This is a genomic window from Bacillus sp. T-10(2022), assembly GCF_056502895.1.
Genome location: NZ_CP113518.1, coordinates 5,116,577 through 5,135,458, shown reverse-complemented (window position 1 = coordinate 5,135,458; position 18,882 = coordinate 5,116,577). Strand labels below are relative to the sequence as shown.

The following is an 18,882-nucleotide window of genomic DNA, read 5'->3' as shown; positions in this document are numbered from 1 at the left end:
GGCACTACTCCTTTAAAACCGCTTTGTTATAGATTTCGGGATTCATTAATGAATCTACAGCTTGTGTAATGTATGGGTAAACCGATTCTGTCCCTACTCCGAATAAAACGGAAATGATGACGAGGAGGACTGCCGGAACCAGCATTTTATTTACCGTTTTATTAGTTAAGGCATAATCAGCTTTTGGAGTTCCCCAAAAGCCATTCATGAATATTTTCATGACGGAATATAGGACCATCAAGCTCGAAAGCAAGACAATGGCCATTCCTAAGTATGCCCCTTTTTCTGCTGCTCCCTGAAGAATCAGGAGCTTGCCTGCAAAACCGCTGAACGGCGGGATTCCCGCCAGCGATATGGCAGCTATGAAGAAGGTCCATGCAACGGCCGGGTATTGCTTGATCAAGCCGCCCATGTTCCGCAAATCATCCGATCCGCTGATTTTGATCATGATGCCAACCAGCAGGAAGAGCGCAGCCTTGATCAGCATGTCATGAATGATATATAGAATGGAGCCTGATAAGGCCTGTTCATTCATGACGGAGATTCCGAATAGGATAACCCCGACGGCGATGATGATATTGTAAATGATGATTTTTTTTACATCCCAATAGGCTATCGCACCAATGACACCGATAATGATGGTCAAGATAGCAAGTATCGCAAGGAAAGTATGGGTGAAATCCTGGTCATGATAAAACATGAGTGTATAGGTCCTGAAAATGGAATAGATCCCGACCTTTGTCAGCAATGCCCCGAAAAGGGCCATCACTGGAATCGGCGGAGCATAATAAGACCCAGGCAGCCATTGGAAGAGCGGGAAAATGGCTCCCTTCAAACCGAATACGATCAGAAAGCCAATCGCTATCACCGAGATGATTCCAGGCTGGTTGACTTCCGTTATCCTCTGGCTGATGTCCGCCATGTTCAATGTGCCTAGAACTGAATAAAGATACGCTACCATGATGACGAAAAAGGAAGAGGAAAGCACATTGACGATGATATACTTCAATGATTCCCTGAGTTGGATTTTCGTCCCTCCCAGTACCAGCAGCACGTAGGAAGCCATCAGCATGACTTCGAAAAATACGAATAGATTAAAAAGATCCCCCGTTAGAAAGGCACCGTTTACTCCAATCAGCAAAAATTGAAATACAGGATAATAATAATGTCTTTCACGTTCCTCCCCTATGGAGTAAAACGAATAAAGCAGTATAGCCAATCCAATGACATTCGTGGTCAGTACGAGCAGCGAAGAAAGCATATCTGCGACGATCACGATGCCGAATGGCGCATCCCAGCTGCCGACACCTAAAGTCAAGATCCCTTGAGAATGGACTGTAAACACTAGATAAAGGGAAATCACAATTCCGATAAGAGAGGAAGTAAGGGATATCCCTCTTTGCAGCTTGATTTTTTTGGCAAAGAATATGAGAAGGATGCCTGTGAAAAGCGGCCATAAAACAGGCATGAAAGTAAGATTATTCATTCGCTTCCGTACCTCTCATTTCTTCCATGTCATCCGTACCGAGTTCCTGGTAGGTCCGATAAGCAAGTACCAGCAAAAATGATGTGACTCCGAAACTGATGACGATCGCCGTCAAGATAAGCGCTTGCGGAAGCGGATCGACATAGGATGCAGCTTCATCACTTAGCAATGGAACGGAACCGCCTTTCAAACCGCCCATCGTCAAAATCAAAAGGTGGGCGCCGTGACTGAGCAGCCCTGTACCGATTATGATTCTTAAAATGCTTTTGGAAAGCATTAAATAGGTCGCACACATAAATAGTATTCCAATGACAATGGCCATTAAAAGTTCCATTATTCACTCTCCCCTATCGTTTGAATAATGGTCATCGTTACACCAACAACCACAAGATAAACACCCAGATCAAAAAGTACCGCGGTATGAAGCGAGATGTGCCCAAGGAGCGGTAAATCAACATAATGATAAACATGTGTCATGAGGGGCACCCCGAAAAATAGCCCACCGGCTACGGTCAGGCTTGATATGAACAAGCCTGACCCGATCATTAATTTATAGTCAATCGGCAGGATGCCGGTGACGGTTTTAATGTCGAAAGCGAGCAACAGCAGGACAATCGCGGCTGAAGTCATTAACCCGCCGACAAACCCGCCTCCTGGCGAATAATGCCCGCCTAAAAAGATGGCTACCGCAAACAGCAAGATAACAAAGGCGGCGACTTTCGTAACCGTTTGGAGAATTAGGTCATTTTGCCTCATGATTTATCTTTCCCCCCTGTCAAACGCAATTTGATCATCGCGAATATTCCGAGCGCAGCGATGGAAAGGACACTGATTTCAAACATCGTATCAAGTCCGCGGAAGTCAACGAGAATGACATTTACGACGTTTTTCCCGCCTGCCTCCTTATAAGCATTTTCAAGATAGTAATTGGATATGGAATCAAATAGTTTATTGCTATGTGCCGATAAGGCAATCAATGTCACGATGACCCCTACACCAATGGATATCAGGGCATTATTCAACTTGAATGTCATCCGTTCTTCCTTTCTGCTTGCCATTAAAGGAAGGTGGAAGAAACAGAGCAAAAACAGCGATACCGAAATCGTTTCGATGACTAGTTGAGTCAAGGCTAAATCCGGTGCCCGTAGCAAAACGAAAAATAGGGAAATCGTATAACCGACGGCTCCTAAGATGATTATGGAAGTTAAACGGGATCTTGCAAACAGAATGGCGATCGAGCCAATCACGATGATCGAAGCTAATACCAATTCATATATGCTGATCCGGGCAAAATTCCCTGTATCCAATTTAAATGCATCCTTCCAATAGAGCGTAAAGCCCAAGGAAAGAATGAAGAAAAGGAAGATTGAAAGCAGATACGTCCGAATAGAACCTGTCATTAATACTTTCATGACGAAGGAAGCTGAGCGTTCGAGACCTCTTACCCCGTTATCATAAAAAGCATTCAGGGATATACGTTCAGGAATCCACTGAGTGATCTTCTGCCACTTCGGAAGCGTTTTGTATAAAAGGATTCCAAATGCTATGATTCCGATGGTCATCCATACTTCAGGTTGGAATCCATGCCAGAAGGCGATATGGACTTGGAAATCCGGTCCCGCCAAGCTTGGCTGTATGCCGGCTACCGCAGGTTTAATGATTGATGAAGATAGCAAGTTTGGAAAAATACCGAAAACGATAACCAACGAAGCAAGGATGATCGGGGATATCAGCATCCCGATCGGCGCCTCGTGGGGCTTCTTTTCCAATAGTTGTAACTGAAGTTTGCCTGTAAAGGGTTTGAGCACGACAATCATGCTATAAATAAAAGTGAATACACTGGCTACCCATGCCACCACAGGGAACAGGCCCCCCCATGTCTCCATATTGAAGATATTCAATTCCAATACATTCACCATGCTGGCCAAGAACATTTCCTTGCTCAAAAAACCATTGAAGGGCGGAAGTCCAGCCATTGAAAAAGCACCTATGACAGCGACGGTGAAAGTGATTGGCATCAACTGCATCAATCCGCCTAGCTTTCTGATATCACGGGTACCGGTTTCATGATCAATGATGCCTGCAACCATGAAAAGGCTGCCTTTGAAGGTCGCATGATTAATCAAGTGGAATACTGCTGCAACCGTAGCTGCCAAGTATATATTTTCCCCTAAAGATTCATAGTGGAGGGCCGCCGCACCAAGTCCCAAAAGCGACATGATCAATCCGAGCTGACTGATGGTGGAAAAAGCGAGAATCCCCTTTAAATCAGTCTGCTTGATAGCAGAGAATGAGCCCCAGAACAGGGTGATCAATCCGGCGATCGAAACGAGCCAGAACCATATTCCTGATTCTGCAAATACAGGGCTTAATCGGGCAACCAAATAAATTCCGGCCTTGACCATTGTGGCGGAATGAAGGTAAGCACTGACCGGTGTCGGGGCTTCCATAGCGTCAGGAAGCCAGATATGGAACGGGAACTGTGCGGATTTAGTGAACGCGCCAAGCAGCACAAGCAAAAGTGCAGGAGTGAAGAGCGAGTGGTCCATAAGTTCCCCGCTTTGGGCAATCAATTCACGTATGCTGAATGTGTTCCCCATAACGGTAAGGAGAATTATCCCACCAAGCATGCTTAAGCCTCCAAGCACAGTGATCAGCAGGGATTTCTGCGCTCCATAACGTGAACGCTCCCTTTCATTCCAATATCCTATCAATAGAAAAGATGATAAACTCGTGAATTCCCAAAACGAATAGAGGACAATTAGGTTATCGGATAGGACGACACCAAGCATTGCTCCCATGAAAAGCAATAGGAAGACGTAAAATTGGTTCAGCTTTTCTTTCTCTTTCGATAAATAGAAAATTGAATACAGAACGACGAGTGAACCTATACCTGTAATGAGCAAGGCGAACAAAAGCCCTAGTCCATCTATATAGAAATCAACATGAATTCCAAGAGAAGGAATCCATGTTGCCCTTTCCATAATGATATCCCCTTGTTTGGTTAAGGAAATGAACCTTGAAAAATAGGTGAAAAGGAGAATAGGTAAAATCAAAACAAACCATCCTGTATGTATTTGTCGAAATAGTTTGTACAATATTGGTACAATAAGTGCTAAAAGAAACGGTGATAATACCGCCCAATGAAGTAAAGACATAAACTCCCCCCTTTTTTTAAAACGAAGTCAGTCGTCTTATTATGCTTTTTTCGCGCAATCCTAGACGTTAGGAAATCTTCGTTGAATATGTATTTTATTATCGAATGCTTGTCTCGCTTAAAAGTATAACGCAATTTATGTGGGTTTGCATGGCATTAAAAACGGTGAAGGCCAACTTGAATGATGTTTTATATATAGGTAGAAAAGGAGGGGAAACCCACCTGAAAAATTTATTGAAAAAAGTTTTTCCAGGGTGAATTAGTAGAGTATCCATTGTGAAATGGTGGATTATCTTGCATAATATAGGATAAAAGACGCGTGGATGGAGAAATCATGAAAAACACATATTTACTTAGCTATTTACCAATCATTTCAATTCTATTATTCAGCCTCTCCTTTGCCATTTATGGGGAAATGCAAATGCTCTCTTTATTTGGAAACTTGGGAATCTACCAAGGGATGCTGGAGTTTTTTTCTGAAACCGGCATTAAGCTGGCGCTGCTGATCGTATTGCTCTTATTATTCTTCATGGTTTTTGCCGCATTGAAGCTGATCTCCGATACGATATTGGAGCTGTCTTTATTATTCTTTTCCAAGGATTCTGAAGGTAAAGCCCTGAACAGTGTAAGAAAGGGGTCTGTCATATATGTGATTGGCGGTGCCTGTTCATTGTTCAGTGTTCAATTCATCATCGGGCTGGGGTCCATCTTTATCGCAACGAATGTCGTTGCTTTAATTTATTTTGTCAATAAGTTAAGCCCGAGCCTGAATTTGTCAAGGTTAGTGGGATTGGTTTTCTTTCCAATCTTCGTTTGGTCGGCACTGATTTCAATAGTAGCTTATGCAGGATTGAAGCTTTATAACAGCGTCATTGCAAGCCTTCCCATATAGCCATAAAAAAGAAGGTGCCATCTCGGCACCTTCTTTTTTCACTCGGCAGTCTGGCTGATATCTTTCCAAATCAATACATGGGGTGTATGTGAATAAATGGATTGTAGATTGGATGGCTTGTCCCTTCCAATCCAAACCCCCGTTGTATAGTTTGCTGTCAGGCCGACAAACCACATGTCTTTCACATCATTGGTCGTACCGGTTTTACCGCCGACATATTCTGTAGGAAAGTAGGCTTTGCGGGCTGTCCCGGAAATGATCGTTTCATGGAGCAGCTGCCGCATCTTGGTTACGGTGCTTTTGCTCCATATCTCCTTGGAGCGGTCTTTCCATTTATAAAGGACTTTACCTTCTTGATCGGTGACTTTAATAATGGCGCGCGCCGGCTGATAGTTTCCGTCATTGAAGGAAGTATAGGCATTTGTCAGTTCAAGGGGACTCATGCCATATTCGAATCCGCCTATGGCCGAACTCGTATGGTGGTCTTTTTTGCTCACCTTTTTAAAGTCGAAAGCATCGAGGTGCTTGAAACTCGTTTCCACTCCCGTCTTTTCAAAAATTCTTATGGCGGGTGTATTATAGGACTGAGCGAAGGCAGTTCTTAGTGTGACCATCCCGTAGCTGTCGCCGCTATAATTCTTTGGACAATAGCTATTGCTGCAATAGCTTGCTCCGCTAACTAGCTGATTGATGTCTGCATCCGTTTCCTCCAAATAGGGAGCGTAATCGAGAAGCGGCTTAATGGCTGATCCTGGCTGCCTATAGCTTTGGTATGCACGGTTGAAAGAATTTTTTTTATAATCTTTTCCCCCAATCAAAGAGACAAGCTCGTGCGTATGATGCTGTATAACCACTAAAGCTCCCTCGATATCATTGACACCGATTTTTGATTGTACGGCAGTCTTTGACTGTGTTTGCAGCTTGGTATCGAGTGCGGTATGGATGGTTACACCGGAATTCAAAAGCTTTTTGACCTTTTTATCCAGCTCAGCTTCCGCTTTCTTACGGATGGCGACTTCAGGGCTTTGCAGAGATTTGTCAAGACCCTCGGAGGATGCCACCAGGTTTTTCAATTCCTGATGAACATATGTCACATAATCGGGATATAAGTCGACCGGGGTGGACAAGTCTAATTTAATCGTACTTTTAATAAGCTTCTCGTACTCGGCCTGTTCTAAATCACCTTCGGCAACCATTTGTTTCAGTAATCTCTCCTGACGCTTTTTCGTCGCATCGAAATGTTTAAGAGGGTTATAGTTTTCCGGATTATTAGGGATTGCGGCCAGGAAGGCAAGTTCCGCCTTGGATAACTCTCCAGTCGGTTTACTGAAATAATATTGGGAAGCAGCTTCGATTCCATAAGCTCCATTACTGAAATATATGGCATTCAAATACAGCTCCATGATTTCCGGTTTTGATTTTTTTCGCTCTATCTGATAGGCGTAAATGAGTTCACTGAGTTTTCGGTTATACGTCCTATCATGTGAAAGATAAACATTCCTGGCCAGTTGCTGGGTAATGGTACTGCCGCCTTGTTCGATTGTTTTATTTTGTGAATTGATAAGAAGCGCCCTGCTTATGCCGGATAGGTCAACGCCAGCATGATCATAAAATTTCTGATCCTCTGTAACGATGAATAGATTTTCCAGGAAGAGGGGGATGTCTTCAAGTTTTAGATAAGTCCGTTTCTCACCAGTGGAAATTTCACTGATGACCTTTCCATTTGCGGCCTTCATGTAACTATTCTGAGCCAGTTCTATCGATTCAATGGGAATTCGCTCGTCTAGTACATGATAGGGAGATTGAGCTAAGGACCACTCCTGATAAGAAAGGAAAATGAAAAGGATCAATACGGGAATTAAGAGGAAAATCGTGATATAACCAAGATACGTGCGCATAGTTCAACTTCCTAACTAATATATTTTTAGTATGTCCTTGGATTGAAGGGTGAAAAAATGGTACTTTTGGTTTATTCATCCATCATAATCCAAATAAGATAGACAATAAAGAGTTTTGGGTAAATTAGGTATGACGGCAATAACGTATCCGGATGGGGTTACGAAAAACTTTCTAAATCTTCTGTTATAATAGTCTCGTAAGAAAAAAACCATTTTTTGTTTATATGTTGATGTCAGGAATATGAAGGGGGTCATAAAAATGGAGGAACAACAGCAATATGTATTCATTGATTTTGAATTTACGATGCCGGAAGGAAAAGCCAATCCAGTAGGGTTTTATCCGGAAATCATTGAGGTTGGCTTAGTCACCGTCATTAATGAGACCATTCAGGAACAATTCTCATCTTTTGTTAACCCAATGAAATTTCCAGTCTTAACGGGAAGATGCAAAAAGTTCTTGAACATTACCCAGGATCAGGTGGACCGGGGGATTTCATTTGAAGAGCTGGTTAATTTATTGAAGAAAATTGATGAGCAGCACCCGACGACGATTGTTACCTGGGGAAATATGGACATGAAGGTACTTCGCCAGAACTGTCAGAAAGCAGGATTGGATTTCCCTTTTTCAGGGAAACAAAGCGATCTTTGCCTGGAGTATAAACGCTTTTTCGGGGATCAAAATCAAACCGGGCTTTGGAAAGCTGTACAGGCCTATGGCAAGGAAGGGACAGGCAAGCATCACCGGGCGCTGGATGATGCGATTACGACATATAATATCTTTAAGCTAGTGGAGAAAGATAAAAGTTATATGAAAAATCATGAACCGACGACAATTGGCGATCGCATTGATTTATCAAAAGTATTGAATCATTTAGCGTTATAAAAGCCAAATCATATACTACTGATTTGGCTTTTATCATGCTTTATTTAAAATAATCCGCCGCTAGATCTTCAAGCAACTGTAAGCTTTTATCATTCCACTCTGTTTGGGCTTCGCTTAAAGTGCCTTTCATTTTCTCAACAGCTTCTCTTAAGGATTCCTTATACTCAGGAATCTCCTCATTAAAGTTCCTGACCATATTCTTTGGTACATTGGTTTGCTCCCGGAAAGCTAGAGCACGCCGCTGATGGAACATGGACACTTCCGTTTGCTTCGGGTTATGAAGATCTCCCTGCATGGGATGCTTCAAGACAGCCAACACTTTAACAAGATATGCAGCAGGTCTGATATCGGTGACTTCCCCGATGTATTTTCCAGTTTTATATATGGCGGTAACCTTATCGCCGATTTTAAAATCCTGTTCTGACATTTCCCTACCACCTTTCTTTTAACTTCCTTCATGATACATAAGAACGACGATTTTTCACAGCGAATTTGTTCAATTTCGTAAAGATGCTTTTTTTATGAAAATCGTGTAAAGTGTACAAATGAAGATGGAAAATGGTGTTTCATGCCATTTAATTTTAAAAGAAAGAGGTTATGTAAAATGACAAACTTTCCACAATTAACAAGTGAAGTTTTGGAAAATGAAAAAGCGGTCATCATGCAAACGACGATGGGCGATATTAAAATTAAACTATTCCCTGAACTGGCTCCAAAGACGGTGGAGAATTTCTTGACACATGCTGAAAACGGGTATTACGAAGGAATCATCTTTCACCGTGTCATCAAGGATTTCATGCTTCAAGGCGGAGATCCGACAGGCACTGGAATGGGTGGAGAAAGTATCTGGGGAACTCCATTTGAGGACGAGTTCTCCATGCAATTATTCAATTTGCGAGGTGCTCTTTCCATGGCGAATGCAGGCCCAGGAACAAACGGCAGCCAATTCTTCGTTGTACAAGCCCAGCATGTGGACAGCAGGATGGGTGAGCAAATGAAGCAAGCCGGTTATCCGGAAGAAATCATCAGTGCTTATATGGAGCAAGGCGGCACACCATGGCTGGATCATAAACACTCTGTCTTTGGACAAGTGGTCGAAGGCATGGACGTTGTTGATACGATTGCTAACGTAGAGACAGTTGCGGGAGACAAGCCTGCAGTGGACGTGGTCATTAAAGGAATCACCATTTTATAAATAAAAGAGAAGCGAGAGGCTCAGTGCCTCTCTTTTTTTCGGGGTTTAGTAGATTAAGCCCACTAGTGGATTGTTCTGGTAATTGATATAATGGGATAATGCAGTTTAATTCCCTATCAGGAAGGATGTATCGGATGGACTTTCTCAATCATGCTTTACTAGGTTTGTTTCTTTACTTTCCGGAAGACAAGACTGAATATATCTCAGCTGGTATAACTTGCTTCATTTTTTTAGTGGCGGCCGTTTTTACGATGAGGGCAATTATAAGATTTTCAAAGAAGGAAGAATTGAAAACGAAGCAATTCGAAGATGAGGTCACCAGAAGGAACCAGCGTATAAAGGATGATACCATTTCTTGATCCCGGAAGATGCCGTGCATCACTAGGGTGCCCCCGTTTTTTGAATATTGATTATCTGAATATGAATGGTATTATGTTTTGTTAGAAGGGCGTAAAGAATTAAATGTTCCCTTATCAGCATAAGCATTTTATACTATAAGCATAGAGATAGAAATTTTGGGGGCGTAAATTGGTTATGCAAATCGTAGCTAAAAGAATGATTGCGGCAGATACGGTCAAGGATTTTTTCATTCAGCACTGGGAGACGACCCAAGTCGTTTTTTCAAGAGGCTTGTTTCATTATGCGGAACTTGAGGGCTTTGGGGTGATGGACGAAAATGAAAAAATCACGGGGTTGGGAACATACAAATTGTCCGACCATGTATGTCAGATCATCTCTTTGAACAGTGAGCATGAGAATCAAGGTGTTGGCTCATCCTTGCTTTATGTGATGGAAAATATCGCTAAGGAAAAAAATTGCCATACTATTAAAGCGATTACAACGAACGATAATCTACAGGCATTGAAGTTTTTTCAAAAGCGTGGTTATGTCATTTCGGAAGTCGTTAAAAATGCCGTGGAAGAATCACGGAAAATCAAGCCGGAAATTCCATTTTACAGTTTTGATGGAATTCCGATCCGAGACGAGATAATTCTGGAGAAATACTTATAATAAGGTGTAATTCACCTGGATATTGATAGGGGGAATAGGAATGTTCAAGAAAATGGCGGCAGATGCCCTTGGTCTTAGTGATATTGGAAGTGTGATTAGTCCTGCTGATTATGACAAGGTGGATGCAGATGACTATATCATGCATGAAGATGGGGAAAAAATTTATTTCCTTATTAAATCAAAAACGGATGAGTACTGTTTCACGAATCAAGCGTTCATACATTTGGACGGTACAAGTGCGATAAGCAAAAAGCGTACACTAACAAGATATAGCTACAGCCAGTATACTATATCAAATGCCACGCTTGAAACCGCAGGGACCGTGGATTTGGATGCTGAAATAAAATTTTCGATCGGTGCAAAGACTTTCTCCATTGATGTTCATAAGAAATTCATTGAAGAATTAAAGGACTTGTTTAAATCACTCGTGAAAATATCGGAAATTTGCCATGAGAATGAGTTTGCCCTTCAATATGCCCAGCAAAGCGTAAACCTTGCTTCTTCCACTTTGAACCAAGTTCGCACTGATGGAAGCCAAATGGCTGCAAGTTTCAAGGAAATTAATGCCGCCGCTTTCGAATGGTTAATGGATAGCCGGAAAAAGTACCATGTGAAAGATTTTGGCTTTGTTTTTGAAAAATATATCAATAATTAAAAAAGGAGGCGAACACAGAATGATGTGTTCGCCTTCTTTTTTAATTGTTCAAATCAGTCAATCCAGGGCTGTGTTCATTTGGCATATCCGGCATTTCAGGGACAGGGAATCCTTTTGGCGGCTCGGTAACAGCAAGGTTTCCGCCATTTCGGCTCGGTGTTTCCCCTTGGAAAATTTCGCTGATTTGAGTTTGATCCAATCTAAAATTGAATTGGGCATTATGGTAGCCTAAATCCACATATTTGCGGCATTCAGGATATTTGTTCAAATCATAATTAGGTACAGGGAAGATTTTCCCCCAATCGACCCCAAGAGTTTCCAATGCCTTGGCAAATGCATTTTGGTGGGCATTGTCACGAACCATTAAGAATGCCAGTGTTTCACGCATTGATTTATTGGAACTCATTTCATAAATCCTGGACTTTTGCAGGACACCCGTAGATTCAAGCATGACATTGTTCAAAAGGTTCGCCACAAGATTACCGTGATCATAAACCCATGATCCATTCCACGGATTGCCTCCAGCATCGACGGGCAGGGATGCTTTCGCACCGATGATGAAATGGTGAGGGTTTGCGCCGCCTTTGATGACTTCATCCAATGGAGCGCCGTCGGTAGCGACATCTCCAGGCATATCTCCGCCAGCACCATTCAGCAGCTGGTTGATGGTTGATTGGACAAGTTCAACGTGGCTCAGTTCCTCCAAGAAAACTCCACGAATTAAATCACGATATTGTTTAGCCTTGCCGCGGAAGTTTGCGCTTTGGAAAGAATACTGCATCATCGTCCGCATTTCACCGAATTGCCCTCCAAGCGTTTCCTGAAGCACTTTTGCAGCATTCGGATCAGGCTTATCGGGAACGATCATATTGATTAAGTCTTCTTTATAGAAATACAAATGGAAGCCCCTCCTTAAATTAATATTTCTAAGTTAGCTTCTGTTATCTGAATTAAATTATTCCTAAGGTAAAAAGTACCTTTATGGAATGAAGGGAAGAGAGAAATACTAGAGGGAAGAACGATTTTGAAAGGATGTTGCACATGCTATCCAATCAGCAGCTAAAAGAATTTCAACAGCAATTGCAGCAAACGAAGCAAGAGTTGGAAGAGCGATTAAATGATTCAGGCAACCACGATTTAAGAAGAAGCCTGGAGGATTCTACTGGTGAGTTATCAAGTTACGATAATCATCCCGGAGATGAAGGAACCGAGTTATATGAACGGGAAAAGGATTTGGCCCTTTCCGAGCATGATCGGGATGAAATAAGGGATATTGAACGAGCGCTTTCTGCGATCGAGGCAGGTGAGTATGGAAAATGCGAGGTCTGTTCCAAGGAAATACCTCTTGAACGTTTGAAAGCAATCCCTACAACGACTTATTGTGTCGAGCATACCCCATCACAGGAAACTTCGGACAATCGGCCGGTGGAAGAGGAAGTGCTCGGTCCTCCATTTGGAAAGTTTGATTATGATGACCGGCATGAATCGGTTGCGTACGATGCGGAAGATTCTTGGCAGGATGTTGCCAGTTATGGAACATCTGAATCGCCTTCCGATTTTGTAAATCCGCCAAACGATTACGAAGATATGTATGTCGAGTCTGAAGAAAATGTAGGATATGTCGAGAATTATGAAAATTTCGTTGGTGTGGATATGTACGGTAAGGAAATAACGGTTTATCCGAACTCGCAATATGAAGAATTGAAGGAAGAACTTTTTGAGGAGAATATTCAAACCTCATTTGGGGATTTGCCCCGATATGAGCATGATCCTTATGTGGATGATGAAAAAGATTGAAAAAAGAAGAACCAGGATTCTAAGCCTGGTTCTTCTTTTATTTTGGCTCTTTTCGTAAAGATTGTTGTTTTTAAAACGAAACTATTTAAGGTTGATTGGAGCGGAAGTGCGAGACTCCTGCGGGAGCAGCGGGACAGGTGAGACCCCACAGGCGTTTACGCCGAGGAGGCTCACCGCCCGCCCCGCGGAAAGCGAGCATCTGGAGGGGAAATCAACCACACCGCACTACTTAGTAAATAGCAACAAAGTATGCGAAAACAGCTTTTATTTAAGAAAAAGCCAATTTCAAACGGTTTAGCCCATCCATCATGACGCTGCGTGAACAACCGAGATTCATTCGGACGAAACCTTCTCCGCCAGGTCCGTATTTAGAACCAGGCTCCAATGCGAGCTTCCCTTGATGGATAAGTCGATCCTTGATTTCCTTGTCGGTCAATCCAAGGTCACGGCAGTCAATCCATAAAAGGTAAGAGGCTTCCGGATGCATGACATGCAGTGAAGGAATTTCGGCTGCAATGAATTCCTCTGCCACTTTTATATTCTCCTCAATGTAGCCGATCATGTCTTCAAGCCATTCCAAGCCCTCCCGATATGCGGCTTCCATTGCTGTTAAAGCAAAGATGTTAAGACCATGGAAGGCCAGTTTCGTTTGCGCCTTTTGCAATTGCTTCTGCAATTTTTCATTACTTGTGATCAGGAATGAAGCCTGAAGGCCGGCAATATTGAATGTTTTGCTTGGCGCCATCAATGTAACGGTCATATCCGCTAATTTTTCTGAAAGCGAGCCGATCGGATAATGCCTTGATGTTGTATGGAATAAGTCAGCATGTATCTCATCACTGACGATGACTACATCATATTTTTCACATAGCTCCCCGATCCGTAAGAGTTCGTCCTTTGTCCAAACGCGTCCGCCAGGGTTATGCGGACTGCAAAAAAGGAATAATTTCACTCCGCTTTTCAGCTTGTCCTCAAAATCAGTGAAATCAATCTCAAAGCGGTCCTTTTCTATGATAAGGGGACTATTGACCACTTCCCGGTCATTATTTTTGATCATATCAAAAAATGGGGTATAGACGGGAGATTGTAACAGTATTTTATCGCCCGGGTTCGTGAATGCTTGGATCGTTGTACCGATTGCGGAAACGACGCCGGAGCTGAATGAAATCCACTTCTTATCGATTTGCCAGGAGTGCCGGTCTTTAAGCCAGCTTTGAATTTCAGTGAAAACCGTTTCAGAAGGGACGGTATAGCCGAAAATTGGATGATTCAAGCGTTCCATCAATGCCTTTTGAATGCCCTCAGGAGATGGGAAGTCCATATCGGCAACCCACATTGGCAAAACATCCTCGCGCCCATATAAGGATGTGAGGAAGTTTTTATCCCATTTTGCAGACCCTGAATTTTCCCTGTTAATTTGTTCTTCAAATATTGACTTGTTCAAAATATCCACCACCGAATAAAAATTTGTCGTCTTCGCGAAAAGCCTGTTGTTATGATACTATGATATCATGTTCTTTGAAAATATTGAGCAGGTGATGATTTTATGGATACACAGCAAATGAATTTAGCGTTGGTTGCCGTTTTGCAAGAATGGGACCCTTTCAAGATAGGTTGGGATCTATATGAGCCGGAAATTGCCGATACGGTCGTAGCAATCCGGGATATAGATGACCCAAAGGAACTGGCGGAAAAAATAAAATCCATTTACGAGTTCGCGTTCGATGAATCCATTCAGATGGAAGAGTGCCTGGAAGTTGCACGAAAGCTGCTCATCATAAAAAATGAAGCCAGCTGTTCGATATAAAGGTGAAAAAGGTGTACCCGGAAATCAGGGGCACCTTTTTTACGTTGTTTTTTTGCTCTATACTCATAGTTTGTTCAGTTAACTCGTGGTTTGTGCAGTATCCTCGTGTATTACGGTCATTTACTCGTGAGATTCGGCGATATACTCGTGAGTTTCAGTGTTTTACTCGTGAGTTTCAGTGATTTACTCGTGAATTACAGCGATTTACTCGTGAGTTTCAGCGATTTACTCGTGAATTACAGCCATTTACTCGTGAGTTTCAGTGATTAACTCGTGAGTTTCAGTGATTTACTCGTGAGTTTTGGCGATATACTGGAGAATGTGCTTTTACTCGTAAGTTTGTGCAGTATCCTCGTGAGTTTGTGAAGTTTACTCGTGAATTAAAGCCGTTTACTCGTGAATTTCGGCGATATACTCGTGAATTGTGCTTTTACTCGTAAGTTTGTGCAGTATACTCGTAAGTTTGTGCAGTATACTCGCAAGTTTCGGCGATATACTCGTGAGTTTCAGCGATTTACTCGTGAGTTTCAGCGATTTACTCGTGAGTTTCAGCGATTTACTCGTGAATTACAGCGATATACTCGTGAGTTTCGGTTATTTACTCGTGAATTGTGCTTTTACACGTGAATTACAGTGATTTACTCGTGAGTTTACGTTGGGGTGGCCACTCCAATAAACCCCTTAATTAGTTGATACACTTCTTCCGGTTTCTCCTCTGGAAGAAGGTGCCCGGAATCCTCAATGATAACAAGCTCGGAATTAGGCAGGTCTTCATGGAGCCTTTCGCCGATATTCAATGGCACCACTCGATCATGTCTTCCCCAAATAAGCAGGCAGGGTGTATGAATTTCACTAAGGTCCTCCTTCAACAAATCGATTTCCTTATCTCGAAGCATCCTCCCCAATGCCCGGAAAATATCATGCTTCTTTATGAATGGTCCTAGATATCCCTGTCGCATTTCATCGTCAATCATCGCCGGGTCATGGACGACATTTTTCAAGTTCTTTTCGATACCTGATTTTTGCAGATATCGTTTTATCCCGTATGAAAAGAAAGGCAGGTAACTGACCATCTTCATTTTTTCTGAATAGCCGGGCTGATAGCCTGAACCGGCAAGTAGAATGGCATGGTCGACAAGATCAGGATATGACTTGATGAGCTGCAGGGAAATCTGCCCGCCCATGGAATGGCCAATGATACTGAATTTCCTGATGCCTTTCCCCTCCAAGAACATAACGACGGATTTAGCGATGTTTCGGAATGAATATGTATATCGATAATCTTTTCCGCTTTGCCCGAATGGCGGGAGGTCTATGGAGATCACATTGTATTCCTTGATTAAATGGGGGACTAATTTACGGAAACTGAAGCTCGATGACAAAAATCCGTGAAGCAGGACAAGGTTGGGGAGGGAATCATCGATTCGGTCATATTCAAAATAGATTTCGATATTACCCACCCGTTCGACACCTTTGATTGTATGACTTTCCATAAAAGCTCCTCCTCCGTTATTGGTCAAACCTGTGTTACCCTGAATATTCCAAAAAAGGTCCTTTAATACTGTTGCATAACAGTAATTGTAATAATAACGATGAAAAAATACAATTACTATAACAGGTCACCAACCAATTTTGATATAATAGTGTAAGTTTATCCTGACAGCATAGGACTTATTAAATTATATTGTCATATAGGATTTTTAAAAGAGTCTAATAAGGTAATTCGTGAGACTATCTGCCAGCCGAACCATCACATCTAAATTAGTGAATTCCAAAAGGGGGGTTTTCCAATGCACTTGAATGAAGAGGAATTGGAAGTCTTGAGAATCATTGAAAATAACAGCCGGATTGATCTGAAGGATTTGGCTAAAATGACCGATCAATCAGAAGCGGACATTGAAATAACATTGAAGAAATTAGAAGATATGCGGGTCATTGTACGTTACTTAACAGTCATTAACTGGGCAAAAGTGGATGAATATCATGGTGTCACAGCGATGATCGATGTAAAAGTCACTCCAAAACGCGGCGTCGGTTTCGATGATGTCGCAAAAAGGATTTACAAATTCAAAGAAGTCCAGTCCGTTTATTTAATGTCAGGGGCTTATGATCTTTCGGTCATTGTCGAAGGACGTTCGATGAATGAAGTGGCAAGCTTCGTTTCGGAAAAACTTTCGACACTGGATTCCGTCATTTCTACGACGACTCACTTCATCATGAAAAAATACAAGCATGATGGCACCATTTTTGATCAAACTGAAGAAGATAAGCGGATAGTGGTGTCACCATGATTAAAACGAGTTATGTTTCAAAAACGATTGCAGAGCTTAAACCATCAGGCATCCGCCGCTTTTTCGACTTGGCAGCCAATTTGGAAGGGGTCGTATCTCTTGGTGTGGGTGAACCGGATTTTGTAACATCTTGGGCAGTAAGGGAAGCGGCGATCAACTCTTTGGAAGAAGGATATACCTCATATACGGCAAATGCCGGATTATTTGAATTAAGGTCGGAAATCAGCCGATATATGGAGAAGCAGTTCCATGTTTCGTATAGACCGGACGATCAAATCATTGTCACGGTCGGAGCAAGCCAGGCCCTGGATATTGCCCTGAGGACCATCTTGAATCCAGGCGAAGAAGTCATTGTCGTCGAACCTTGTTTCGTCGCCTATGCACCGCTTGTGACCATGGCAGGGGGAATACCGGTCACGGTCCAAACATCCAAGGAAGATGACTTTAAGTTGACTCCCCAACAACTCGAAGCGGCGATCACGCCTAAAACGAAGGCCGTTTTAATCTGTTCACCGAATAACCCGACGGGAACCCAGCTTGGGCAGGAAGAATTAGTGATGCTTGCTGACATCATTAAAAAGCATGACTTGCTGGTGATTTCCGATGAAATCTATGCCGAACTTGCTTATGATGAGGAATTCACTTCTTTTGCTGCCATTGATGGCATGCTTGAGCGGACAATTGTCATCAATGGGTTTTCGAAAGGGTTTGCGATGACTGGATGGCGTCTTGGGTTCGTTTGTGCACCTAAGGAAATTTCCGAAGCGATGCTTAAGCTTCACCAATATGCGATGATGTGCGCGCCGACCGTTGCGCAGCATGCTGCATTGGAAGCATTGAAGAACGGTATGCAGGATGTGGAAGAAATGCGTCGGAGTTACCGGAGAAGACGAAATTATATCGTGAAATCATTTAACGATATGGGTCTGGATTGCCATAATCCTGGCGGGGCTTTTTATGCTTTTCCATCAATCGAGAAGACGGGGATGACTTCTATGGAATTTGCTGAGAAACTTCTGACGGAAGAACTTGTTGCCGTTGTACCGGGAGATGTGTTCGGGGAAAGCGGTGAAGGTCATATCCGCTGTTCTTATGCATCCTCCATGGAACAGCTTCAAGAGGCGCTTAGAAGAATGGAACGTTTCATGAAGAATCATTGCCAATAAAAGCAAAAAAATAGGGATCCGGCCTTTAACAGCCGGATCCCTTTCCATAGGGGGAATTAGAAAAAAGAGTTAATCTAATGGATTAACATAGAAAGTGTTAATCATAGTATATCCAGTACCTTGAAAAAAAATACACATACTACGACCCATTTTTTGAATTAAGCTTGTGTATTATATAAAGTATGCATAACTTTCAGAATTTGTTCTTCGCTAAAGTCCTTAGCTGTTCTTAGAATGAGCTCCGCTTTTTTGGTTCCGATTTCTTCAATCAATTTTTTTATGTCCTCGTCGATACCAGCGGCGTTACCGGTCTGGGCATCCTTCAGGAATTCTGAAGCCGGAATGTCAAGAACGGTGGAAAGCCGTAAAATGGTTTGTGTATCAGGAACCGATTCACCTGATTCATACTTTTCGATTTTCTTCGTGCCGATTCGTAATTTCAAAGCCAGTTCCTGTTGAGTGAGGTTGTGATCTTCTCGGTATTGCCGGATATTCTTCGCGATATTTGACATAGTCAGACACTCCTTTTTCAGGAAATATATTTTCTTTATGTAATTATTTTACCATATTATTACTTAAGGGAAGTAATGGAATATATGTAGGTTTTGTGAAAAAAATGCCGCATCGAGAAATATCGAAACGGC

Annotated in this window: 20 protein-coding genes; 10 read left to right on the top strand and 10 right to left on the bottom strand. The window is 42.4% G+C overall.

The genetic code is table 11. The annotated features are described in order from the left end of the window. Positions 1 to 4 precede the first annotated feature (4 nt). The 4 genes from OSJ91_RS25435 to OSJ91_RS25420 are packed head-to-tail and all read right to left on the bottom strand — an operon-like array spanning position 5 to position 4,644. The gene (locus tag OSJ91_RS25435) at positions 5 to 1,486 is read right to left on the bottom strand and encodes a Na+/H+ antiporter subunit D (protein WP_413019888.1); all 1,482 of its coding nucleotides are present in this window, start codon (positions 1,484 to 1,486) and stop codon (positions 5 to 7) included. Beyond that, the gene (locus OSJ91_RS25430) at positions 1,479 to 1,820 is read right to left on the bottom strand and encodes a Na(+)/H(+) antiporter subunit C (RefSeq protein WP_076368129.1); all 342 of its coding nucleotides are present in this window, start codon (positions 1,818 to 1,820) and stop codon (positions 1,479 to 1,481) included. The genes OSJ91_RS25435 and OSJ91_RS25430 overlap by 8 nt, the downstream gene beginning before the upstream one ends. Next, on the bottom strand, positions 1,820 to 2,242 hold the full coding sequence (locus OSJ91_RS25425) for a Na(+)/H(+) antiporter subunit B (protein ID WP_350300449.1): 423 nt from the start codon (positions 2,240 to 2,242) through the stop codon (positions 1,820 to 1,822). The genes OSJ91_RS25430 and OSJ91_RS25425 overlap by 1 nt, the downstream gene beginning before the upstream one ends. After that, positions 2,239 to 4,644 carry a Na+/H+ antiporter subunit A gene (locus tag OSJ91_RS25420; RefSeq protein WP_485890665.1) on the bottom strand — a complete coding sequence of 802 codons (2,406 nt, stop codon included), beginning with the start codon at positions 4,642 to 4,644 and terminating at the stop codon, positions 2,239 to 2,241. The genes OSJ91_RS25425 and OSJ91_RS25420 overlap by 4 nt, the downstream gene beginning before the upstream one ends. A 333-nt stretch (positions 4,645 to 4,977) precedes the next feature. On the opposite strand from OSJ91_RS25420, the gene OSJ91_RS25415 reads away from it, so the two are divergent. After that, positions 4,978 to 5,535 (top strand): DUF5366 family protein, encoded by a 558-nt coding sequence (locus OSJ91_RS25415; RefSeq protein ID WP_485890663.1) that lies wholly within the window; start codon positions 4,978 to 4,980, stop codon positions 5,533 to 5,535. A 38-nt stretch (positions 5,536 to 5,573) separates the two neighbouring features. Here the strand turns inward: OSJ91_RS25415 and OSJ91_RS25410 are convergent, their stop codons facing one another. After that, positions 5,574 to 7,433 carry a transglycosylase domain-containing protein gene (locus tag OSJ91_RS25410; RefSeq protein WP_485890662.1) on the bottom strand — a complete coding sequence of 620 codons (1,860 nt, stop codon included), beginning with the start codon at positions 7,431 to 7,433 and terminating at the stop codon, positions 5,574 to 5,576. Between the two features lie 259 nt (positions 7,434 to 7,692). On the opposite strand from OSJ91_RS25410, the gene kapD reads away from it, so the two are divergent. Next, on the top strand, positions 7,693 to 8,316 hold the full coding sequence (gene kapD / locus OSJ91_RS25405; RefSeq protein ID WP_350300445.1) for a 3'-5' exonuclease KapD: 624 nt from the start codon (positions 7,693 to 7,695) through the stop codon (positions 8,314 to 8,316). A gap of 40 nt (positions 8,317 to 8,356) precedes the next feature. On the opposite strand, the gene kapB is transcribed toward kapD, so the two are convergent. Then, positions 8,357 to 8,743 carry a kinase-associated lipoprotein KapB gene (kapB, locus tag OSJ91_RS25400; RefSeq protein WP_350300444.1) on the bottom strand — a complete coding sequence of 129 codons (387 nt, stop codon included), beginning with the start codon at positions 8,741 to 8,743 and terminating at the stop codon, positions 8,357 to 8,359. A gap of 177 nt (positions 8,744 to 8,920) precedes the next feature. On the opposite strand from kapB, the gene OSJ91_RS25395 reads away from it, so the two are divergent. The 4 genes from OSJ91_RS25395 (at position 8,921) to OSJ91_RS25380 (ending at position 11,177) form a co-directional block, all read left to right on the top strand. Further along, positions 8,921 to 9,511: a peptidylprolyl isomerase gene (locus tag OSJ91_RS25395; protein WP_098371439.1), complete on the top strand. Its 591-nt coding sequence runs from the start codon at positions 8,921 to 8,923 to the stop codon at positions 9,509 to 9,511. Positions 9,512 to 9,645: 134 nt separating this feature from the next. Next, positions 9,646 to 9,870 carry a hypothetical protein gene (locus OSJ91_RS25390; protein ID WP_485890661.1) on the top strand — a complete coding sequence of 75 codons (225 nt, stop codon included), beginning with the start codon at positions 9,646 to 9,648 and terminating at the stop codon, positions 9,868 to 9,870. A gap of 175 nt (positions 9,871 to 10,045) precedes the next feature. Beyond that, positions 10,046 to 10,522: a GNAT family N-acetyltransferase gene (locus OSJ91_RS25385; RefSeq protein WP_137016352.1), complete on the top strand. Its 477-nt coding sequence runs from the start codon at positions 10,046 to 10,048 to the stop codon at positions 10,520 to 10,522. Positions 10,523 to 10,562: 40 nt separating this feature from the next. Beyond that, positions 10,563 to 11,177: a PH domain-containing protein gene (locus tag OSJ91_RS25380; protein WP_485890660.1), complete on the top strand. Its 615-nt coding sequence runs from the start codon at positions 10,563 to 10,565 to the stop codon at positions 11,175 to 11,177. A 40-nt stretch (positions 11,178 to 11,217) separates the two neighbouring features. Here the strand turns inward: OSJ91_RS25380 and OSJ91_RS25375 are convergent, their stop codons facing one another. Continuing rightward, positions 11,218 to 12,075: a manganese catalase family protein gene (locus OSJ91_RS25375; protein ID WP_485890659.1), complete on the bottom strand. Its 858-nt coding sequence runs from the start codon at positions 12,073 to 12,075 to the stop codon at positions 11,218 to 11,220. 143 nt (positions 12,076 to 12,218) lie between these two features. Between OSJ91_RS25375 and OSJ91_RS25370 the strand changes: the two genes are divergently transcribed. Then, positions 12,219 to 12,974: a TraR/DksA C4-type zinc finger protein gene (locus tag OSJ91_RS25370; RefSeq protein WP_350300442.1), complete on the top strand. Its 756-nt coding sequence runs from the start codon at positions 12,219 to 12,221 to the stop codon at positions 12,972 to 12,974. A 268-nt stretch (positions 12,975 to 13,242) separates the two neighbouring features. Here the strand turns inward: OSJ91_RS25370 and OSJ91_RS25365 are convergent, their stop codons facing one another. Next, the gene (locus tag OSJ91_RS25365) at positions 13,243 to 14,427 is read right to left on the bottom strand and encodes a MalY/PatB family protein (protein WP_413020429.1); all 1,185 of its coding nucleotides are present in this window, start codon (positions 14,425 to 14,427) and stop codon (positions 13,243 to 13,245) included. A gap of 93 nt (positions 14,428 to 14,520) precedes the next feature. Here OSJ91_RS25365 and OSJ91_RS25360 point away from each other — a divergent pair, with 93 nt between their 5' ends. Next, complete coding sequence (locus OSJ91_RS25360) at positions 14,521 to 14,781, top strand: DUF1871 family protein (protein ID WP_485890658.1); 261 nt, start codon at positions 14,521 to 14,523, stop codon at positions 14,779 to 14,781. 650 nt (positions 14,782 to 15,431) lie between these two features. Here the strand turns inward: OSJ91_RS25360 and OSJ91_RS25355 are convergent. Continuing rightward, positions 15,432 to 16,274, bottom strand: coding sequence for an alpha/beta fold hydrolase (locus OSJ91_RS25355; protein ID WP_413019883.1), 843 nt, complete (start codon positions 16,272 to 16,274; stop codon positions 15,432 to 15,434). 297 nt (positions 16,275 to 16,571) lie between these two features. Between OSJ91_RS25355 and OSJ91_RS25350 the strand changes: the two genes are divergently transcribed. Together OSJ91_RS25350 and OSJ91_RS25345 are read left to right on the top strand one after the other, a co-directional pair. Then, positions 16,572 to 17,072: an Lrp/AsnC family transcriptional regulator gene (locus OSJ91_RS25350; protein WP_350300439.1), complete on the top strand. Its 501-nt coding sequence runs from the start codon at positions 16,572 to 16,574 to the stop codon at positions 17,070 to 17,072. After that, entirely contained in the window at positions 17,069 to 18,238 is a 1,170-nt protein-coding gene (locus tag OSJ91_RS25345) for an aminotransferase (RefSeq protein WP_350300438.1), read from the top strand. Before OSJ91_RS25350 ends, OSJ91_RS25345 begins: the two co-directional genes overlap by 4 nt. Positions 18,239 to 18,396: 158 nt before the next feature. Here the strand turns inward: OSJ91_RS25345 and OSJ91_RS25340 are convergent, their stop codons facing one another. Then, complete coding sequence (locus OSJ91_RS25340; protein ID WP_054398881.1) at positions 18,397 to 18,750, bottom strand: helix-turn-helix domain-containing protein; 354 nt, start codon at positions 18,748 to 18,750, stop codon at positions 18,397 to 18,399. Positions 18,751 to 18,882 lie beyond the last annotated feature (132 nt).

Excerpts from the sequence above, each read along its gene's own strand:
- OSJ91_RS25390 (WP_485890661.1), top strand. The coding sequence starts at position 9,646 with ATGGACTTTCTCAATCATGCTTTACTAGGTTTGTTTCTTTACTTTCCG.
- OSJ91_RS25430 (WP_076368129.1), bottom strand. The coding sequence starts at position 1,820 with ATGGAACTTTTAATGGCCATTGTCATTGGAATACTATTTATGTGTGCG.
- OSJ91_RS25420 (WP_485890665.1), bottom strand. The coding sequence starts at position 4,644 with ATGTCTTTACTTCATTGGGCGGTATTATCACCGTTTCTTTTAGCACTT.
- OSJ91_RS25355 (WP_413019883.1), bottom strand. The coding sequence starts at position 16,274 with ATGGAAAGTCATACAATCAAAGGTGTCGAACGGGTGGGTAATATCGAA.
- OSJ91_RS25435 (WP_413019888.1), bottom strand. The coding sequence starts at position 1,486 with ATGAATAATCTTACTTTCATGCCTGTTTTATGGCCGCTTTTCACAGGC.
- kapB (WP_350300444.1), bottom strand. The coding sequence starts at position 8,743 with ATGTCAGAACAGGATTTTAAAATCGGCGATAAGGTTACCGCCATATAT.
- OSJ91_RS25340 (WP_054398881.1), bottom strand. The coding sequence starts at position 18,750 with ATGTCAAATATCGCGAAGAATATCCGGCAATACCGAGAAGATCACAAC.
- OSJ91_RS25425 (WP_350300449.1), bottom strand. The coding sequence starts at position 2,242 with ATGAGGCAAAATGACCTAATTCTCCAAACGGTTACGAAAGTCGCCGCC.
- OSJ91_RS25370 (WP_350300442.1), top strand. The coding sequence starts at position 12,219 with ATGCTATCCAATCAGCAGCTAAAAGAATTTCAACAGCAATTGCAGCAA.
- OSJ91_RS25395 (WP_098371439.1), top strand. The coding sequence starts at position 8,921 with ATGACAAACTTTCCACAATTAACAAGTGAAGTTTTGGAAAATGAAAAA.
- OSJ91_RS25345 (WP_350300438.1), top strand. The coding sequence starts at position 17,069 with ATGATTAAAACGAGTTATGTTTCAAAAACGATTGCAGAGCTTAAACCA.
- OSJ91_RS25415 (WP_485890663.1), top strand. The coding sequence starts at position 4,978 with ATGAAAAACACATATTTACTTAGCTATTTACCAATCATTTCAATTCTA.
- OSJ91_RS25410 (WP_485890662.1), bottom strand. The coding sequence starts at position 7,433 with ATGCGCACGTATCTTGGTTATATCACGATTTTCCTCTTAATTCCCGTA.
- OSJ91_RS25350 (WP_350300439.1), top strand. The coding sequence starts at position 16,572 with ATGCACTTGAATGAAGAGGAATTGGAAGTCTTGAGAATCATTGAAAAT.
- OSJ91_RS25380 (WP_485890660.1), top strand. The coding sequence starts at position 10,563 with ATGTTCAAGAAAATGGCGGCAGATGCCCTTGGTCTTAGTGATATTGGA.
- OSJ91_RS25360 (WP_485890658.1), top strand. The coding sequence starts at position 14,521 with ATGGATACACAGCAAATGAATTTAGCGTTGGTTGCCGTTTTGCAAGAA.
- OSJ91_RS25385 (WP_137016352.1), top strand. The coding sequence starts at position 10,046 with ATGCAAATCGTAGCTAAAAGAATGATTGCGGCAGATACGGTCAAGGAT.
- kapD (WP_350300445.1), top strand. The coding sequence starts at position 7,693 with ATGGAGGAACAACAGCAATATGTATTCATTGATTTTGAATTTACGATG.